Source organism: Burkholderia pseudomultivorans, assembly GCF_902499075.1.
Classification (GTDB): domain Bacteria; phylum Pseudomonadota; class Gammaproteobacteria; order Burkholderiales; family Burkholderiaceae; genus Burkholderia; species Burkholderia pseudomultivorans.
Genome location: NZ_CABVPP010000022.1, coordinates 75658 through 94593, shown reverse-complemented (window position 1 = coordinate 94593; position 18936 = coordinate 75658). Strand labels below are relative to the sequence as shown.

Here is an 18936-nt window from a genome sequence, read left to right as displayed (position 1 = left end):
GTTCGTCGCGCGCGGCGGCGTGCGCGCGCGCGACTGGCGGCTGCGCGCGGCTGCCGCGCATCGCGCGTTCGTCGCGCGGCGGCTGAGCCCGGGCGGTGCGGCCGACCTGCTCGCGATGAGCGTGTTCGTCGATGCGCTCGAACCGGACGAGGCGACGCGATGACGCTGGCCATACTCTGCTCGGGACAAGGCGCGCAGCGCGCCGACATGTTCGATCTGACCGGCGCCGCGCCGCAGGCCGACGCGCTGTTCGCGCACGCGGGCCGGCTGCTCGGCGACGATCCGCGCACGTGGGTCCGCCAGGCCGACCCCGACTCGCTGCGCGAGAACCGCGCCGCGCAGATTCTCTGCACGGTGCAGGCGCTGGCGGCCGCTGCGCTGCTCGAAGCGGCATGGCCGCGCCGGCGCTGCGTGGCCGGCTACAGCGTCGGCGAAGTCGCGTCGTGGAGCGTCGCGGGGATCGTCGATCCGCATGACGCGCTCGATCTGGCGGCCGCGCGTGCGCAGGCGATGGACGCCGCGAGCGACGGCGACGAGCGGATGGCGTTCGTGCGCGGGCTGTCGCGCGCGCAGCTCGCGCAGCTTTGCGACGGCCGCGAGGCCGCGATCGCGATCGCCAATCCCGGCGATGCGTTTGTGGTCGCCGGGACGCAGGCCGATGTCGATGCGGTGGCAAACGATGCCGCGCATGCCGGCGCGCAGCGCGTCGCGCCCGTGTGCGTGCGGATCGCGTCCCACACGCGCCGGCTCGCGGCCGCCGTGCCCGTGTTTCGCGCGTCGCTCGCCGCGCTGCGCGTGCGCCGGCCGCTGCCCGGTACGCGGCTGTTCTCCGGGATCGACGGCGCGTCGGTGCTCGACGTCGACGCCGGGCTCGACAAGCTCGCGCGCCAGATCGCCGAGCCGGTCGAGTGGGCCGCGTGCCTGGCGGCATGCGTGGAGGCCGGCGCGACCGCGTTTCTCGAACTCGGGCCCGGGCGTGCGCTGGCCGACATGGCGAGCGGCGCGTACCCGGCGCTGCCGGCGCGCAGCCTCGCCGATTTCCGCTCGATCGACGGCGTGACGGACTGGCTTGCGAGGGTCGCCGCAGGCTGATCGCACGCGCGGCGACGCGTGCGCCGGGCGGCTGTTTCGCACGGTGTGTTGCGCCGACGCAGCACCGTCGCGACCGCCGCTTGCCACGCGAATTGGCGTCGCTACAATGGCGCCCGCCATGAGACCAGCCGCTTTACTCGTCGCCGCGCTCGGCTGCGCGGCGACCGCCCACGCCGCCCAGATTCCGTCCGACGCCGCGTCCGTCGGCGCCTATTTTTCATACGACAACGCGGCAGCCGACGCGACCGTCGACCTGATCGAACGCGCGCAGCGCCGCGTGCTGCTGGCAGGCTATGCGTACGTGCCGCCGGCCGTCGCGAGCGCGCTGCGGGCCGCCCGCGCGCGCGGGATCGAGGTGCGCGTCGTGCTCGTGCGTTCGGCGCACGCGGGCAAGTACAGCGGCGCGGGCTATCTGAAGTCGGCCGGCATCGACGTCGCGATCGACTCGCGACATGGCGATCCGGCGCCGCGCTTCGTGATCGTCGACGACAGCGTCGCGCTGACGACGCTGTCCGGCGACGCGGCCGCGCGTGCCGAGACGGTCAACGTGTTTCGTCGCGCGCCCGAGCTCGCGCAATCCTACGCACAATCGTTCTGGCGCCTGTACCGGCAGGCGGGCGGTCTCTGACGCGGCGCGTGCGCACGCAGGCCGCGTCCTGACCTGGGCCGGTATGACCCCGCTTGCATCGACGGCGTCGATGCACCAAGCTCGTTAGCAAGGGCGCCGGCGCACGTCGCGCAAGGCCGGCGCAGGGGCAGGGAGCCGATCATGACCGAGTGTTTCGCCGATCGTGCCGACGCGGGCAGCCGGCTCGCAGGCGCGCTGCACGACTACGCGGGGCGCGGCGACGTCGTCGTGCTCGCGTTGCCGCGCGGCGGCGTGCCGGTCGCGTATCCGGTCGCGCGGGCGCTGCGCGCGCCGCTCGACATACTCGTCGTGCGCAAGCTCGGCGTGCCGTACGAGCCCGAGCTCGCGATGGGCGCGATCGCGACGGGCGGCGCGATTCATCTGCAGCATGCGGTGATCCGCTCGATGGGCGTGACCGATGCGCAGCTCGCCGACACGATCGCGCGCGAGACCGACGAGCTGAAGCGCCGCGAGGCCCTTTATCGCGGCGCGCGGGCGCCGCTGCCGGTCGAAGGGCGCACCGCGATCGTCGTCGACGATGGCGTCGCGACCGGCGCATCGATGCGCGTCGCGTTGCAGGCGCTGCGCGAACGCCATCCGGCGCGGATTATCGCCGCGGTGCCGGTCGCGCCGGCGAGCGCGCGGTATGCGTTCGACACGCTCGCCGATGCGTTCGTCGCGGTCGCATGGCCGCTGTCGCTGTTCGGCATCAGCCAGTTCTATGCCCGCTTCGAACAGACCGGCGACGACGAGGTTCGCAGGCTGCTCGACGCGGCGCGCGAACCGGGCGGCGATCTCAGCTCCGCCTGATTCTCCGTGCACGCGGCGCCGGCCGCGCGCCCTCGGCCCGTGCGAACAGGCGCTGCAGCGCCGGATGCACTTCGCCGGTCCAGTGTGCGCCGCAAAAAAGCCCGTAGTGGTCGCAGTCGTCGACGTCCAGCCGCTGCCGTTCGCCGGCGGCGAGGCCGCGGCACAGGTCGAGCGCCGCATGGGTCTGCCCGGCGCCCGTGACGGCGTCGCGCGCGCCTTCGACGGTCAGCAGCGCAATGCCGCGCAGCGCGGCCGGCTCGACGCGCCGGCCGTTGACGTCCCACGTGCCGTTCGCGAGGCACATGCGCTGGAATACGACATCGACGGTATCGAGAAAGTACTCGGCCGGCATGTCGAGCAGCGCGGTGTATTCGCGCAGCGCGCGCCGTGCCGCGGCGAGCGCGGGCGTGTCGAAGCGCGACGCGGCGCGCGCATAGTCGTCGATCAGCGTCAGGAAGCGTTGCGGGTACAACAGCGCGATCTCGCCCTGCTGCAGATAGGTCGGGAACACGTGGCGACCGTGTCCGCGAAAGCCGGGCGGCACGATGTCGATCAGGTGACGGCGGCACCACGCGAGCGAATGCGACGCGGCGGCGGTGCCGAGCGCGCTCGGGTTGACGCGCGCATCGAGCGGGCCGCCGATCAGCGCGACGCTCGCCGGCGGCGCGAGGCCGCGGCCGGCGCGCAGCGCGAGCGCGCCGAGCGCGGGCACGGTGGCCTGGCACACCGCGATGACGTGCAACGGGCGTCGGTCGTCCAGCTGCGCATCGAGGAAGCCGTCGAGCATCGCCACGTATTCGTCGAGCCCGAAACGGCCCGCGGCGGGCGGGATGTCGCGCGCATTGATCCAGTCGGTCACGGATACGTCGCCGTCGGCGAGCAGCGTCTCGACGGTTTCGCGCATCATCACGGCCGCATGACCCGCGAGCGGCACGCACAGCAGCACGGTGCGCGCGGCGCCGGCGCGAGCGAAGCGGCGCAGGTCGCAGAACGGCGTGTGCGCGGCGATCCGCTCGTCGATGGGGAGGTGGCGGCCGTTGACGGCCAGCGGCCCGATGTCGAAGCACGGCGGTCCGGCCGGCGGCCCGAGCAGTGGCTCGAACAGGTCGTCGTAGCACGACGACGCAGCATGCGGCAGCGTCGCCGCCGGCCACGCGTCGAACGCGTGCCGCGTCGCGTCGCGCCACGCGCGCATCCATTCCCGCTGCTGCTCGACGAGGGCATACCACATGGCGGACCTCGCGATGGAGAAGGCGTGAACCTGCATTATGGTCACGGTTGCGGGGCAGCGGGATGGGTGTTGACGCGTATCGGTCGACACGGGGCGGGTGTCGGCCCGGTCGGCACCGTGCGATGTCGCGGGCACGCGCACGCCGCGCTAGGCGCGCCCGCGCGACGCTGCTACAGTCGTCGGTCCCATTCCCTCAAGCGGAGCGTTTGCGATGAAGCTGATCGGCATGCTGGATTCCCCGTTCGTGCGCCGCGTCGCCATTTCGGCGAAGCTGCTCGACCTACCGTTCGAACACGAGCCTCTGTCGGTGTTCCGTCACTTCGACCGGTTCAGGACGGTCAATCCGGTCGTCAAGGCGCCGACGCTCGTGACCGACGACGGCGCGACGCTGATCGATTCGTCGCTGATCGTCGACTATCTCGACCACCGCGTCGCGCCGGAACGGCGTCTGCTGCCCGACGCGCCCGACGCGCGGCTGCGCGCGCTGGTGCCGGTCGGCTTCGCGCTCGCGGCGGCCGAGAAGACCGTGCAGGTCGTCTACGAGCAGATGCTGCGGCCGACCGACAAGCAGCACGAACCGTGGCTCGAGCGCGTGCTGAGCCAGCTCGAGGCCGCGTATGACGCGCTCGAGCCGCTGGTCGCGGCCGCGCACGGCTGGTTCGGCGGCGCGCGGCTGCTGCAGCCGGACGTGACGACGGCGATCGCGTGGCGCTTCACGCAGTTCATGGCGGCCGATTTTGCGCCGCTCGCGCGGATCGATCCGGCCCGCTATCCGGCGCTCGCCGCGCATTCCGCGCGTGCGGAGGCGCTGCCGGCGTTCGTCGAGACGCCGCTCGACTGAAGCGACGGCCGGGCCGGCGGGAGGGGCGGACAGCGGCGGCCCGCATGCACCGCCCCCGACTGCCGTCGATTGTTCTTGGGCGCTGACAAGTGACTTCGCTTTCCTGCGGTTTATCCGGATGGCGACGATCCCTAGAATCCACTCCATCGAATAGCGCGTTGCCAGATGGAGCCGATGATGAAAGCCCTGATCGAATCGAGCCTGTACCACCCGTCGGTCCTGTTGCCGCTGGCCGCGCTGACGCAGCTGATGGTCGAGCGCGATTTCAATCTCGGCCAGGTCGGCCTGATCGTCGCTGCACGCGGCGCACAGGCGGCCGTGGCGCGCTCGCGCGCACTGATCTTCTGCCGTCACTGCGAAGCGCAGGCATGACGGCGCGCACAACGCGCAGATGAAAAAAAGCCCGGCCGGCGCGCATGCACCGGTCGGGCGGATGTGAGGGCCGGGCAGCCGGCCGTGCGATCGAGCCCCGGTTCCCGCCGGGGCTTTTTCATTGCCGCGCTCAGGCGCGCGCGGTCGAGACGACGCCGTACAGCTCCGATTCGTCCTCGTCGCGCAGCTTGCGCACGAGCTGGTGCGCCTCGCGGCGCGTCGCGACGGCCGGCGGCGAGCCCTTCAGCGGCTGGCGCGCGGTTTCCGCGAGCGCGACGACCGACACGACGCCGATCACGGCGGCGCCCATCATGTAGTACGCGGGCATCATCAGGTTGTGGGTCACGTCGACGAGCCACGCGGTCACGAGCGGCGTCGTGCCGCCGAACAGCGACACCGACACGTTGAAGCCGATCGCGAGCGCGCCGTAGCGGATCTCGGTCGGGAACAGCGCCGGCAGCGCCGACGGCATTACGCCGGTGAAGCACGACAGCAGCACGCCGAGGATCAGCAGGCCGCCGAACACCGACGCGGTAGTGCCCGCGTGGATCAGCATCAGCGCCGGGATCGACAGCACGAACAGGCCGACGCAGCCGGCGAGCATCACCGGCTTGCGGCCGATCCGGTCGGACAGGCGGCCGGCGGCGAGCGTCATCGGCATCATCAGCACCATCACGAGCAGCACCAGCACGAGGCTGTGCGATTCGTCGAAGTGCAGCGTCGACGACATGAAGCTCGGCAGATACGACAGCACCATGTAGTCGGTGACGTTGAAGATCAGCACGAGGCCGACGCACAGCAGCAGCGCGCGCCAGTTGCGCAGCAGCGTTTCGCGAAAGCGCGCCTTCGGCACGGCCTTGTCCTGCGCTTCGCGCTCCTCGGCCTGGCGCTTGAACGCCGGCGTTTCCTCGAGCTTCATCCGGATATAGAGGCCGATCAGGCCGAGCGGGCCCGCGATCAGGAACGGCACGCGCCAGCCCCACGACAGCAGCGCTTCCTGCGACAGCGACGCAGTGAGCAGCGCGACGACGCCCGCGCCCATCACGTAGCCGATCAGCGTGCCGAACTCGAGGAAGCTGCCCATGAAGCCGCGGCGCTTGTCGGTCGAGAATTCGGCGATGAAGGTCGCGGCGCCGCCGTATTCGCCGCCGGTCGAGAAGCCCTGCACGAGGCGGGCGACCAGCAGCAGCACGGGCGCCATGATGCCGATCGACGCGTAGCTCGGGATCAGGCCGATCGCGAAGGTGCCGACGGCCATCATGATCATCGTCATCGCGAGTACGCGCTGGCGGCCGATGCGGTCGCCGAGCGGGCCGAACACCATGCCGCCGAGCGGGCGCACGAGGAACGCGGCCGCGAACGTGCCGAAGGTCGCGAGCAGCTGCGCGGACGGGCTGCTGGACGGGAAGAACACCTTGCCGAGCGTGACGGCGATGTAGCTGTAGACGCCGAAGTCGAACCATTCCATCGCATTGCCGATGGCCATCGCGCTGACGGCGCGCTTGAGCAGGCTCTGGTCGACGACGGTAATGTCGTCCGCGGCGAGCGGGGCCTCGCCGGACGACGAAGGGGAAGAAGAGACAGCGGTCGGGCTGACGTGTGTTGCGGTCAAGGTCATGCACTCCTTTGACTGCGCCGGAACGGGCGAGCCGTCCGACACGGTTTGCCGGCAAGCGCGGTGTCGTGTGCGGCGCGTCGGGGCAGGCCATTAAGCGCTTACTGCGCAAGGGCTTGCTTCGACGCGGGCCCGATGGGCCGTCGCGACAGTGCGCTCATGAAGAATGGGCCGCGTGATGCTGGCGGCAGATGCCGGCGCGGACGAAGTCCGGTGTTCCGGCGGACGCCCGGAAGGGCGACGAAACGAGAAAAAGCGAGCCGCTCGGGCGCGCTTCTCTGTGGATGCGATTCCGGTCGAAGCCCCGGCCCGCCACGGGCGGACAGACTTCGCCCAAAATCGAATGGGCAGAAATTGAATGTTGAAACAGGCGACATGATAGCACGATGGCAGACGATCGTGCAAATTGCCGGGAAACGCCCGCCTGGCGGGGCGCGCTCGGGTATGATCGGCGGCGCGCGGCGAGGCCGCGCGGGCCCGATGATGCGGGCCGCATTCACGGGGAATCGGATGACCGAATGGATCAAGATCGCGGCGCTGTTCGCCGCCACCGCGCTGGCCGAAATCGTCGGCTGCTACCTGCCATGGCTCGTGCTGAAGGCGGGGCGGCCCGTGTGGCTGCTGGCGCCGGCCGCGCTGTCGCTCGCGCTGTTCGCGTGGCTGCTGACGCTGCATCCGAGCGCGGCGGGCCGCACGTACGCGGCGTACGGCGGCATGTATATCGCGGTCGCGCTGATCTGGCTGCGGATCGTGGACGGCGTCGCGCTGACCCGCTGGGACATGGCCGGCGCGGCGCTCGCGCTGGCCGGGATGGCCGTCATCGCGCTGCAGCCGCGCGCGTGAGCGCGGCCGCAGACGCAGACGCGGCGCTGCTGCGTCAGGCCGCTTCGGCTGCGTCGGCCGCAGCCGCCTGACGCCACACGCAGGTGCCCTTGACCGACTTGTCGAGCTCGTCGAGCTGGGTCTGATGCGCGGCAAGCTCGTCGTCGCTCGCGGCCAGCACCGGCAGGTCGAGCGACGCGAGCGACACGCGCTGGCCGTTGCCCGCGCCGCCGTCGGCCGCCTCGTCGTCGAGCATGTCGATCACGAGGCTGTCCTGCCCGCGCGTCATCGCCAGATACACTTCGGCGAGCAGTTCCGAGTCGAGCAGTGCGCCGTGCAGCGTACGGTGCGCGTTGCTGATCCCGAAACGGTCGCACAGCGCGTCGAGCGAGTTGCGCTTGCCCGGGAACATCTGCTTGGCCTGCACGAGCGTGTCGATCACGCCGCCGCAATGTTCGGTGAACGGCGGCAGGCCGAGCCGCGCGAACTCGGCGTCGAGAAAGCCGAGATCGAACGGCGCATTGTGGATGATCAGCTCCGCGCCCTTCACGAAGTCGCGGATCTGATCGACGACTTCGGCGAACTTCGGCTTGTCGCTGAGGAATTCGGTGGTCAGGCCGTGCACCGCCAGCGCGCCCGGGTCGCTGTCGCGCTCGGGGTTCACATAGATGTGCAGGTTGTTGCCGGTGAGCCGCCGGTTCAGCAGCTCGACGCAGCCGATTTCGATGAGGCGGTCGCCCGTGCGGGGATTCAGGCCGGTGGTTTCGGTATCGAGAATGATCTGGCGCATGTCGGATAAATCGGGAGAAACAGGGCAGGGAGGCGGCCGGCGGTCAGGCCGCGAGCGATTCGACGCCGCGATTCGCGAGCGCGTCCGCGCGTTCGTTTTCGGGATGGCCGGCGTGACCCTTCACCCAGCGCCACTCGACCTCGTGCTGCACGACGAGCGCATCGAGCCGCTTCCACAGGTCGGCGTTCTTCACCGGCGTTTTCGCCGCGGTCATCCAGCCCTTCTTCTTCCAGCCGTGGATCCACTCGCTGATGCCTTTCTGCACGTACTGCGAATCGGTATGGACGATCACGCGGCACGGCCGCTTCAGCGCCTCGAGCGCGGCGATCACGCCCATCAGCTCCATGCGGTTGTTGGTCGTGTTCGGCTCGCCGCCGAACAGCTCCTTCTCGCGGTCGCCGAAGCGCAGCAGCGCGCCCCAGCCGCCGGGGCCGGGATTGCCCTTGCAGGCGCCGTCGGTATAGATGTCGATCGTATCGATGGTCATGAGTGTTCTTGATGGGTGGTCGGGGAGGCCGCCGGCGTCAGGCCCGGCGCGAGCACGGGCTTCTTCACCTTGATCGGGCCGACGAGGCGCATGCCGCGCACGCGCTTGACGGCCGTCACCATGTAAACGGCGCCGAAGATCGGCCACCAGCGGTCGCCGGCGGCTTCCATGAAGCCGTAGCGGGCGAGCCATTTGTCGGTGGCGAGCGGCGGCCGGTAGCAGCCGAAGCGGCCGCGCTCGAGATCGAAGCCGAGCAGCTTGATCCAGTCCTTGAGCCGGATGAAGGCGATCTGGTCGCGCGTGGCCGGCACGAACGGCCGGTTCGCCATGCGCCCGAAGGTCTGCCGCATGCCCCACAGGCTCAGCGAATTGAAGCCGGTGATCACGAGCTGGCCTTCCGGCATCAGCACGCGCTCGGCCTCGCGCAGCAGCCGGTGCGGGTCGGACGTGAATTCGAGCGTATGCGGCATCACGATCAGGTCGACGCTCTGCGACTCGAACGGCAGGTCCAGCAGGTCGCACCAGGTCGTGCTGCGATCGGCCGGCGCGTGTTCCGGCGCGTGCGCCGCGCGCGCCCGCGGATACTGGAATGGTGCGCTCGCGCCGCTCGCCGGATCGAGCACGAGGCCGCGATACGGCATGCGGTTCTCGCGCAGCGCGTCGAGCTGCGGCAGCCCGAGCTGCAGCGCGTGAAAACCGAACACGTCGGACACGATGCGGTCGAGCTGCGCCTGCTCCCAGCCCAGCACGTAACGGCCGGGAGGGGAGTCGGTCCAGGCTGGCCAGTCTATAATTTGTCGGTCAGACATAACGATGATTGCGCGCCCATGAACGAGCTGGAATACGTGCCGGTGCCGGCATTCGAAGACAACTACATCTGGCTCGTGTCGGACGGCCGCGATGCGATCGCCGTCGATCCGGGTGAAGCCGCGCCGGTGCGCCGCGTTCTCGCCGAACGCGGCTGGCGGTTGACCGCTATTTTACTCACGCACCACCACGCCGACCATGTCGGCGGTGTCGCAGCACTGCGCGCTGGCCAGCCGGACGATCTGCCGCTGCCCGTCTACGGCCCGGCGGCCGAGTCGATCGGCGTGGTCACGCAGCCGCTCGCGGGCGGCGCGCGCGTGACGCTCGCCGCGCCGGCCGCGCGCTTCGACGTGCTCGACGTGCCGGGCCACACGCGCGGCCATATCGCCTACTTCCAGCCGGCCGGGCAGGGCGCGGCGGCGCCCCACATATTCTGCGGCGACACGCTGTTCTCGTGCGGCTGCGGCCGCCTGTTCGAGGGCACGCCCGCGCAGATGCTCGCGTCGCTCGACGCGCTCGCGGCGCTGCCGGGCGACACGCGCGTGCATTGCGCACACGAATACACGCTGTCGAACATCCGCTTCGCGCTCGCGTGCGAGCCCGGCAACGCGGCGCTGGCTGCGTGGCGCGACGAAGCGCAGGCGCTGCGCGCGCGCGGCGTGCCGACGCTGCCCACTACGATCGCGCACGAACGTGCCGTTAACCCGTTCATGCGTGCGGACAGCGAGGCGATCCGCGCGACGCTCGAGGCCGAACTGCACGAAACGGTGCCGGATCGTCTCGCGGCGTTCACGCTGATGCGCGAATGGAAAAACCGGTTCCGATGAGCGTTTCCGGAGGACTCCAAAGCTCAAGCGGAGTCTGTAAAAATTGCTCCAAATGCAGGATTTCGCTGAGTTTTCGGTGTTTTTATTGACGTGAAGCACGCACTTCCGTAGTATCGCCTGCAATTTCCAGCCGTCGGAAGCCGAGATTTTCATGCGACTTATATTGAGTGCGCTGATGGTCCTGCTACTCGCCGCTTGTGCGAGTCAGGGCCCTGTCGCCAACAACGCCGCCGATTCGCAGGCGACGTCCACCTACCTCCGTAAATCCGCCACCGCCAAAGAAACCGTCGACGTCGACAAGCAGTCCGTCGGCGATCTGACCAGTGCCGACAGCGATCTCTGGGCGCGCATTCGCCGCGGCTTCCAGATGCCGGACCTGCAGAGCGACCTCGTCGACATGCAGACGACGTGGTACACGCAGCGTCCCGACTACGTGCAGCGCATGACCGAGCGCTCGCAGAAATACCTGTATCACATCGTCGAGGAGCTCGAGGCGCGTCACATGCCGACCGAGCTCGCGCTGCTGCCGTTCATCGAATCCGCATACAACCCGCAGGCGCTGTCGGTCGCGAAGGCGGCCGGCATGTGGCAGTTCATGCCCGGCACGGGCCGCACCTACAACCTGAAGCGCAACATGTGGCAGGACGAGCGGCGCGACGTGCTCGCGTCGACGAGCGCCGCGCTCGACTATCTGTCGCGCCTGCATGACATGTTCGGCGACTGGTATCTCGCGCTGGCCGCGTACAACTGGGGCGAGGGCAACGTGCAGCGCGCGATCGCGCGCAACCAGGCGGCCGGCCTGCCGACCGACTACCAGAGCCTGCGGATGCCGAACGAGACGCGCAACTACGTGCCGAAGCTGCAGGCGGTGAAGAACATCATCGCGAATCCGCAGCAGTACGGCCTGACGCTGCCGGACATCCCGAACCACCCGTATTTCGTGACGGTCACGACGTCGCGCGACATCGACGTGTCGGTCGCCGCGAAGCTCGCGAACCTGTCGCTCGACGAATTCAAGTCGCTGAACCCGTCGTTCTCGAAGCCGGTGATCCTCGGTGCGACCGATCCGCAGATCCTGCTGCCGTTCGACAACGCGTCGGCGTTCGAGAAGAACCTGAAGTCGTACGACGGCCAGCTGTCGTCGTGGACGACCTACACGGTCAGCGAGCGCGCGCGGCCGGCGGCGATTGCCGAGAAGATCGGCGTCGACGCCGACACGCTGATGTCGGTCAACAAGATTCCGGCCGGCATGCGCCTGAAGCCGGGCTCGACGATCGTCGTGCCGCGCGGCGACGACGATGACGAGGACATCAGCGCGGACGTCGCGGAAAACGGCGTGCTCGCGATGGAGCCGGACGTGCCCGACACGCGCAAGATGCTGATCCGCGTGCGCCGCAAGCAGTCGATGGCGACGATCGCGAGCCGCTACGGCGTGTCGGTCGGCCAGCTGAAGGCATGGAACCGCACGCACCGCGATCTCGCGATGCCGGGCCAGGCGCTCGTGCTGCACGTGCCGGTCGGCCGCGCGGTGCCGGCCGAGCCGGGCCCCGAGCGGATCGCGACGTCGGTCGGCGGCGGTCATATCGAGCGCGCGAGCCTGTCGACGGGCGGCAAGTCCGCCGCGCGCGGCGCGAAGCGCGGTGCGGCGAAGCCGGCCGCGCGCACGACCCGCGCCGCGCCCGCGAAGGCGGCGCCGGCCAAGGCCGCTGCGCGCAAGGGCAAGAAGAAGTAACGCGGCTGCCGGCGCGGCGGCAGCCTGCCCGGGCTGCGCGATTGCGCTATCATCCGACGAAAACGCCGTCACCGAGGTGACGGCGTTTTTGTTTGCGCGCGGCGCGCAGCCGCCGCTCGATCCGATCGGGAGGAGTGATGTCGTCGGTGCAGGTGAGGGTGCTCGCGCTGTTTGCGCTCGGCTATTTCGTGTCGTACGTGTTTCGCGGCGTCAATCTCGGCTTCGCGCCGTTCGTCACGCGCGAACTCGGCCTGTCGGCCGCCGATCTCGGCCTGCTCACCAGTCTCTACTTTCTCGGCTTCGCGGGCGCACAGATTCCGGCGGGCGTGATGCTCGACCATTTCGGCCCGCGCCGCGTGACGGCCGGCATGCTGCTGTTCGCGGCGGCCGGCGCCGCCGTGTTCGGCGCCGCGCACAGCGTCGGCACGATGATGATCGGCCGGCTGCTGATCGGCGTCGGCGTGTCGGTGTGCCTCGGCGCGGCGTTCAAGGCGCTCGCGCAGCATTTCCCGGTCGGCCGGCTGCCGCTCGTCAACGGCCTGGTGATGGCGGTCGGCGGCCTCGGCGGCGTCGTGGTCGGCTCGCCGCTGACCTGGCTGCTCGGCTGGACCAGCTGGCGCGCGATCTGCGGCGGGCTCGCGGTGCTGACGATCGTCGTCGCGGCCGCGATCGGCTTCGGCGCGCCCGAAGCCGCGCAGACGCGCCACCAGGGCGGGCTCGTCAGCCAGTTCAAGGGCACCTGGCACATCCTGAGCAGCCGCGCGTTCTGGAAGATCGCGTCGTTCTCGGTCGTCACGCAGGGCGTGTTCTATGCGATGCAGTCGCTGTGGGTCGGGCCGTATCTGCGCGACGTCGCGGGCTTCGATGCGCAGCACGCGGCGCGCCTCGTGTCGGTGCTCGGCTTCGCGATGATGGCCGGCTGCGTCGGCTTCGGCGCGGCGGCGCGCATGCTCGAGCGGCGCGGCGTGTCCGTCTACGCATTCTGCGGCGTCGGCATGGCGCTGTTCGTCGCGACGCAGGTCGCGATCGTCGCGCGCGTGCCGCTGCCGCCCGCCGTGCTGTGGGCTGCGTACGGGATATTCGGCGGGGTCGGCATCCTGACCTACGCGGTGATGGCCGGCCATTTTCCCGCGCACCTGATCGGCCGCGCGAACACCACGCTGACGCTCGTGATCTTCCTGCTGATCTTCGCGTTCCAGATCGGCGTCGGCGCGGTGCTGTCGCACTGGCCCGCGGTCGACGGCCGTTATCCAGCCGCCGCGCACATCGCCGCGTGGAGCGTGCTGCTCGCGCTGCAGGCCGCGAGCGCGGTCTGGTACATATGGCCGGCGCGCAGCGCTGGCCAAGCGCACTGATCCGGCGGTACGCTGGCGGGTATGGCGCCCCTGAAATCGGGGCAGAAGCGCCCGCTCGCTGCGGCGCGCACATGATCGGACGGCCATATCGATTGAAGATAGGGCCATTTTCGGGCTATAATTTGAAAGTTTGTGCTGATCAACCTCGCACCCTAGCGCCTACCTCACTCATCCCGTTCATCCGCCGCACGCCGCCTGCCGGGCGATGCCGCGAAGCCTCGTGCGCCACGCGCCGGGTTCGCGTGCCGACCCTGCCGACAGCGTCCCGCTGGCGACCGCGCGCGTCTACGCAGCGCGGCGCCCGCGCGGCAGGGTAAACAGGTCGGCAGCAGGGTGTTCCCCAAGGAGCCTCCCGTGTTGCCGTCTTTTTCTCCCGCCTTGCTTGCACTCGCCGACGGCACGGTCTTTCGTGGTTATTCGATCGGGGCCGAAGGCCATACGATCGGCGAAGTCGTGTTCAACACCGCGATCACCGGCTATCAGGAAATCCTGACTGATCCGAGCTACGCGCGCCAGATCGTCACGCTCACCTATCCGCATATCGGCAACGTCGGCGTCAACGCCGAAGACGTCGAAGCCACGAAAGTCCATGCCGCCGGCCTGATCGTCCGCGACCTGCCGACGCTCGCGTCGAACTTCCGCATGGACCGCACGCTCGGCGATTACCTGCGCGACGAAGGCGTCGTCGCGATCGCCGGCATCGACACGCGCAAGCTGACCCGCATCCTGCGCGACAAGGGCGCGCAGAACGGCTGCATCCTGGCGGGCTCCGACGACGAAGCGAAGGCGATCGAGCTCGCGCGCTCGTTCCCGGGCCTCGCCGGCATGGACCTCGCGAAGGTCGTGTCGACCGCCAAGCCGTTCGAGTGGAAGCAGACCGAATGGCGCCTCGGCCGCGGCTACGGGATGCAGGAAGCGCCGAAGTACCGCGTCGTCGCGTTCGACTTCGGCGTCAAGTACAACATCCTGCGCATGCTCGCGGAGCGCGGCTGCCACGTGACGGTGCTGCCCGCGCAGGCGAGCGCGGAAGACGCACTGGCGCTGAATCCGGACGGCATCTTCCTGTCGAACGGCCCCGGCGATCCGGAGCCGTGCGACTATGCGATCGCGGCCACCAAAACCTTCATCGAGCGCGGCGTGCCGACCTTCGGCATCTGCCTCGGCCACCAGATCATGGGCCTCGCGGTCGGCGCGAAGACGCTGAAGATGAAGACCGGCCACCACGGCGCGAACCACCCGGTGAAGGACCTCGCCGACGGCCGCGTCGTGATCACGTCGCAGAACCACGGCTTCGCGGTCGACGCCGACTCGCTGCCGGCCAACGCGCGCGCGACGCACGTGTCGCTGTTCGACGGCACGCTGCAGGGCTTCGAGCTGACCGACAAGCCGGCGTTCTGCTTCCAGGGCCACCCGGAAGCGTCGCCCGGCCCGCACGACATCGGCTACCTGTTCGACCGTTTCACCGCGCTGATGGACGCGGCGAAGCAGCGCACCGCCTGAACGGCTGAAGCAAGGAGGCCCGCATCATGTTCGGTCACGCACTCGGCATCACGGATATCTGGACCTATGTGTTCGGCGTGATCTTCATCATCCTGCTGCCGGGGCCGAATTCGATGTACGTGCTGTCGCTCGCGGCGCAGCGCGGCGTGAAGGCCGGCTACCGCGCGGCCTGCGGCGTGTTCGTCGGCGACACGGTGCTGATGGTGCTGTCCGCCGCGGGCGTCGCGTCGCTGCTGAAGGCGAACCCGCTGCTGTTCTCGGTCGTCAAGTACGGCGGCGCCGCGTATCTGCTCTACATCGGCGCCGGCATGCTGCGCGGCGCGTGGCGCAAGCTGCGCGCGCCGGCGGGCGAGCCGGCCGAGGCGCCGCGCGCGGCCGACGGCGAGCGGTCGTTCGACAGGCCGTTTCGCAAGGCGCTGATCGTGAGCCTCCTGAACCCGAAGGCGATCCTGTTCTTCATCTCGTTCTTCATCCAGTTCGTCGACCCGGCATTCCCGCATCCCGCGCTGTCGTTCGCCGTGCTCGGGGCGATCGCGCAATGCGCGAGCTTCCTGTACCTGAGCACGTTGATCTTCGCGGGCGCACGGCTCGCCGAGCATTTCCGCCGCCGCCGCAGGCTCGCGGCGGGCGCGGCGAGCAGCGTGGGCGGCCTGTTCATCGGCTTCTCGGTGAAACTCGCGCTCGCCACCATGAGCTGAGCGCAGCCGGCCGATCCACGACAACGATTACTTATTGAATTCACAAGCCATGCCAAAACGCACAGACATCAAAAGCATCCTCATCATCGGCGCCGGCCCGATCATCATCGGCCAGGCGTGCGAGTTCGACTACTCGGGCGCACAGGCATGCAAGGCGCTGCGTGAGGAGGGCTACAAGGTCGTTCTCGTCAACAGCAACCCGGCGACGATCATGACCGACCCGAACACGGCCGACGTGACCTACATCGAGCCGATCACGTGGGAAGTCGTCGCACGCATCATCGAGAAGGAGCGCCCGGACGCGATCCTGCCGACGATGGGCGGCCAGACCGCGCTGAACTGCGCGCTCGACCTGCATCACCACGGCGTGCTCGAGAAGTTCGGCGTCGAGCTGATCGGCGCGTCGCCGGAAGCGATCGACAAGGCGGAAGACCGCCAGAAGTTCAAGGACGCGATGACCAAGATCGGTCTCGGCTCGGCGAAGTCGGGCATCGCGCACTCGATGGAAGAAGCGACCCAGGTGCACGCGGAGATCATGGCGTACACCGGCGGCAGCGGCTATCCGGTCGTGATCCGTCCGTCGTTCACGCTCGGCGGCTCGGGCGGCGGCATCGCATACAACCGCGAGGAGTTCGAGGAGATCTGCAAGCGCGGCCTGGACCTGTCGCCGACGCGCGAACTGCTGATCGAGGAATCGCTGCTCGGCTGGAAGGAATACGAGATGGAAGTCGTGCGCGACCGCGCCGACAACTGCATCATCGTCTGCTCGATCGAGAACCTCGACCCGATGGGCGTGCACACCGGCGACTCGATCACGGTCGCGCCGGCGCAGACGCTCACCGACAAGGAATACCAGATCCTGCGTAACGCATCGCTCGCGGTGCTGCGCGAGATCGGCGTCGACACGGGCGGCTCGAACGTGCAGTTCTCGATCAACCCGAAGGACGGCCGCATGGTCGTGATCGAGATGAACCCGCGCGTGTCGCGTTCGTCGGCGCTCGCGTCGAAGGCGACCGGCTTCCCGATCGCGAAGGTCGCGGCGAAGCTGGCGGTCGGCTACACGCTCGACGAGCTGAAGAACGAAATCACCGGCGGCCAGACGCCGGCGTCGTTCGAGCCGACGATCGACTACGTCGTCACGAAGATCCCGCGTTTCGCGTTCGAGAAGTTCCGCGAGGCCGATTCGCGCCTGACCACGCAGATGAAGTCGGTCGGCGAAGTGATGGCGATCGGCCGCACGTTCCAGGAATCGTTCCAGAAGGCGCTGCGCGGCCTCGAAGTCGGCGTCGACGGTCTCGACGAGAAGTCGACCGATCGCGACGAAATCGCAATCGAGATCCACGAGCCGGGCCCGGACCGCATCTGGTACGTCGGCGATGCGTTCCGCATCGGCATGACGGCCGAGGAAATCTACGCGGAAACCGCGATCGACCCGTGGTTCCTCGCGCAGATCGAGCAGATCATCCTGAAGGAAAAGGCGCTCGCGGGCCGCACGCTCGCGTCGCTGACCTTCGACGAGCTGCGCTTCCTGAAGCAGAGCGGCTTCTCCGACCGCCGCCTCGCGAAGCTGCTCGGCGCGACGCCGGAAGACGTGCGCCGCCGCCGCGTCGAGCTGAACGTGCGCCCGGTCTACAAGCGCGTCGACACCTGCGCGGCCGAGTTCGCGACGAAGACCGCGTACATGTACTCGACCTACGAGGAAGAGTGCGAGGCGCAGCCGACCACCAACAAGAAGATCATGGTGCTGGGCGGCGGCCCGAACCGGATCGGCCAGGGCATCGAGTTCGACTACTGCTGCGTGCACGCGGCGCTCGCGATGCGCGAGGACGGCTACGAAACGATCATGGTCAACTGCAACCCGGAAACGGTGTCGACCGACTATGACACGTCCGACCGCCTGTACTTCGAGCCGCTGACGCTCGAAGACGTGCTCGAGATCGTCGACAAGGAAAAGCCGGTCGGCGTGATCGTCCAGTACGGCGGCCAGACGCCGCTGAAGCTCGCGCTCGACCTCGAGGCGCACGGCGTGCCGATCATCGGCACCTCGCCGGACATGATCGACGCGGCGGAAGACCGCGAACGCTTCCAGAAGCTGCTGCAGGACCTCGGCCTGCGCCAGCCGCCGAACCGCACTGCGCGCGCCGAAGAAGAGGCGCTCGCGCTGGCGGCCGAAATCGGCTACCCGCTGGTCGTGCGCCCGTCGTACGTGCTCGGCGGCCGCGCGATGGAAATCGTCCACGAGCCGCGCGACCTCGAGCGCTACATGCGCGAGGCCGTGAAGGTGTCGAACGATTCGCCGGTGCTGCTCGACCGCTTCCTGAACGACGCGATCGAGTGCGACGTCGACTGCATCTGCGACGGCGACGCGGTGTTCATCGGCGGCGTGATGGAGCACATCGAGCAGGCGGGCGTCCACTCGGGCGACTCGGCATGCTCGCTGCCGCCGTATTCGCTGTCGAAGGAAACGGTCGCCGAGCTGAAGCGCCAGACCGCCGCGATGGCAAAGGCGCTGAACGTGGTCGGCCTGATGAACGTGCAGTTCGCGATCCAGCAGGTGCCGCAGGCCGACGGCTCGAAGCAGGACATCATCTACGTGCTCGAAGTGAACCCGCGCGCATCGCGCACGGTGCCGTACGTGTCGAAGGCGACCAGCCTGCCGCTCGCGAAGATCGCGGCGCGCGCGATGGTCGGCCAGAAGCTCGCGCAGCAGGGCGTGACGAAGGAAGTCGAGCCGCCGTACTTCAGCGTGAAGGAAGCGGTGTTCCCGTTCGTCAAGTTCCCGACCGTCGATCCGGTGCTCGGGCCGGAAATGCGTTCGACCGGCGAAGTGATGGGCGTCGGCCGGACCTTCGGCGAGGCGCTGTTCAAGTCGCAGCTCGCGGCCGGTTCGCGCCTGCCGGAGTCGGGCACGGTGCTGCTGACCGTGATGGATGCCGACAAGCCGAAGGCGGTCGAAGTCGCGCGGATGCTGCACGACCTCGGCTACCCGATCGTCGCGACCAAGGGCACGGCAGCCGCGATCGAGGCGGCCGGCGTGCCGGTGAAGGTCGTCAACAAGGTGAAGGACGGCCGTCCGCACATCGTCGACATGATCAAGAACGGCGAGATCGCGCTCGTGTTCACGACGGTCGACGAAACGCGCCAGGCGATCGCCGATTCGCGCTCGATCCGCATGAGCGCGCAGGCGCACAAGGTCACGTACTACACGACGATGTCGGGCGCGCGCGCGGCGGTCGAAGGCCTGCGTTACCTGAAGGATCTGGAAGTCTATGATTTACAAGGTCTTCACGCTCGCCTAAACTAAGCGGTCAGTTACCTGTCGAAGCAAC

General features: G+C 69.0%; 18 protein-coding genes. 13 read left to right on the top strand and 5 right to left on the bottom strand.

The features are described from left to right. The 4 genes from BST28156_RS16820 to BST28156_RS16805 all read left to right on the top strand — a co-directional run. On the top strand, window positions 1–163 hold a 163-nt coding region (locus tag BST28156_RS16820), incomplete at its 5' end, for a triphosphoribosyl-dephospho-CoA synthase (protein WP_174902810.1). Beyond that, complete coding sequence (gene mdcH / locus BST28156_RS16815) at window positions 160–1092, top strand: malonate decarboxylase subunit epsilon (protein ID WP_174902809.1); 933 nt, start codon at window positions 160–162, stop codon at window positions 1090–1092. The genes BST28156_RS16820 and mdcH, both read left to right, overlap by 4 nt. A 106-nt stretch (window positions 1093–1198) precedes the next feature. Beyond that, window positions 1199–1720, top strand: a complete 522-nt coding sequence (locus BST28156_RS16810; RefSeq protein ID WP_060241743.1) for a phospholipase D-like domain-containing protein — start codon at window positions 1199–1201, stop codon at window positions 1718–1720. 141 nt (window positions 1721–1861) lie between these two features. Next, complete coding sequence (locus tag BST28156_RS16805) at window positions 1862–2530, top strand: phosphoribosyltransferase (RefSeq protein ID WP_174902808.1); 669 nt, start codon at window positions 1862–1864, stop codon at window positions 2528–2530. Here the strand turns inward: BST28156_RS16805 and phaZ are convergent. Next, complete coding sequence (gene phaZ / locus BST28156_RS16800) at window positions 2517–3761, bottom strand: polyhydroxyalkanoate depolymerase (RefSeq protein ID WP_174902807.1); 1245 nt, start codon at window positions 3759–3761, stop codon at window positions 2517–2519. The genes BST28156_RS16805 and phaZ overlap by 14 nt on opposite strands. Window positions 3762–3972: 211 nt before the next feature. Here phaZ and BST28156_RS16795 point away from each other — a divergent pair, with 211 nt between their 5' ends. Then, window positions 3973–4602: a glutathione S-transferase family protein gene (locus BST28156_RS16795; protein ID WP_174902806.1), complete on the top strand. Its 630-nt coding sequence runs from the start codon at window positions 3973–3975 to the stop codon at window positions 4600–4602. A 165-nt stretch (window positions 4603–4767) separates the two neighbouring features. After that, entirely contained in the window at window positions 4768–4974 is a 207-nt protein-coding gene (locus tag BST28156_RS16790; protein ID WP_081077136.1) for a hypothetical protein, read from the top strand. 130 nt (window positions 4975–5104) lie between these two features. Here the strand turns inward: BST28156_RS16790 and proP are convergent, their stop codons facing one another. Next, complete coding sequence (proP, locus tag BST28156_RS16785) at window positions 5105–6592, bottom strand: glycine betaine/L-proline transporter ProP (protein WP_060241751.1); 1488 nt, start codon at window positions 6590–6592, stop codon at window positions 5105–5107. Between the two features lie 507 nt (window positions 6593–7099). On the opposite strand from proP, the gene BST28156_RS16780 reads away from it, so the two are divergent. Then, entirely contained in the window at window positions 7100–7432 is a 333-nt protein-coding gene (locus BST28156_RS16780; RefSeq protein ID WP_060242196.1) for a YnfA family protein, read from the top strand. Between the two features lie 34 nt (window positions 7433–7466). Here BST28156_RS16780 and dnaQ read toward each other — a convergent pair whose 3' ends face one another. Genes dnaQ through BST28156_RS16765 form a run of 3 tightly spaced genes read right to left on the bottom strand, consistent with a single transcriptional unit; the run spans window position 7467 to window position 9497 of the window. Then, window positions 7467–8201, bottom strand: a complete 735-nt coding sequence (dnaQ, locus tag BST28156_RS16775; RefSeq protein WP_174902805.1) for a DNA polymerase III subunit epsilon — start codon at window positions 8199–8201, stop codon at window positions 7467–7469. A 43-nt stretch (window positions 8202–8244) separates the two neighbouring features. Further along, window positions 8245–8688 (bottom strand): ribonuclease HI, encoded by a 444-nt coding sequence (gene rnhA / locus BST28156_RS16770; RefSeq protein WP_009689084.1) that lies wholly within the window; start codon window positions 8686–8688, stop codon window positions 8245–8247. Then, a complete protein-coding gene (locus BST28156_RS16765; protein ID WP_060241755.1) occupies window positions 8685–9497 on the bottom strand; it encodes a class I SAM-dependent methyltransferase in 813 nt (270 codons plus the stop codon). The genes rnhA and BST28156_RS16765 overlap by 4 nt, the downstream gene beginning before the upstream one ends. Window positions 9498–9515: 18 nt before the next feature. On the opposite strand from BST28156_RS16765, the gene gloB reads away from it, so the two are divergent. The 6 genes from gloB (at window position 9516) to carB (ending at window position 18911) form a co-directional block, all read left to right on the top strand. Beyond that, complete coding sequence (gene gloB / locus BST28156_RS16760; RefSeq protein ID WP_060241757.1) at window positions 9516–10322, top strand: hydroxyacylglutathione hydrolase; 807 nt, start codon at window positions 9516–9518, stop codon at window positions 10320–10322. Window positions 10323–10473: 151 nt separating this feature from the next. Then, window positions 10474–12054: a transglycosylase SLT domain-containing protein gene (locus BST28156_RS16755; protein ID WP_060241759.1), complete on the top strand. Its 1581-nt coding sequence runs from the start codon at window positions 10474–10476 to the stop codon at window positions 12052–12054. A 137-nt stretch (window positions 12055–12191) separates the two neighbouring features. Beyond that, window positions 12192–13409 (top strand): MFS transporter, encoded by a 1218-nt coding sequence (locus tag BST28156_RS16750; protein WP_174902804.1) that lies wholly within the window; start codon window positions 12192–12194, stop codon window positions 13407–13409. Between the two features lie 354 nt (window positions 13410–13763). Beyond that, the gene (gene carA / locus BST28156_RS16745) at window positions 13764–14909 is read left to right on the top strand and encodes a glutamine-hydrolyzing carbamoyl-phosphate synthase small subunit (RefSeq protein ID WP_174902803.1); all 1146 of its coding nucleotides are present in this window, start codon (window positions 13764–13766) and stop codon (window positions 14907–14909) included. A 26-nt stretch (window positions 14910–14935) separates the two neighbouring features. Further along, window positions 14936–15607: a leucine efflux protein LeuE gene (leuE, locus tag BST28156_RS16740; RefSeq protein WP_060241764.1), complete on the top strand. Its 672-nt coding sequence runs from the start codon at window positions 14936–14938 to the stop codon at window positions 15605–15607. Window positions 15608–15656: 49 nt separating this feature from the next. Further along, the gene (gene carB, locus BST28156_RS16735; RefSeq protein ID WP_060241766.1) at window positions 15657–18911 is read left to right on the top strand and encodes a carbamoyl-phosphate synthase large subunit; all 3255 of its coding nucleotides are present in this window, start codon (window positions 15657–15659) and stop codon (window positions 18909–18911) included. Window positions 18912–18936: the final 25 nt, after the last annotated feature.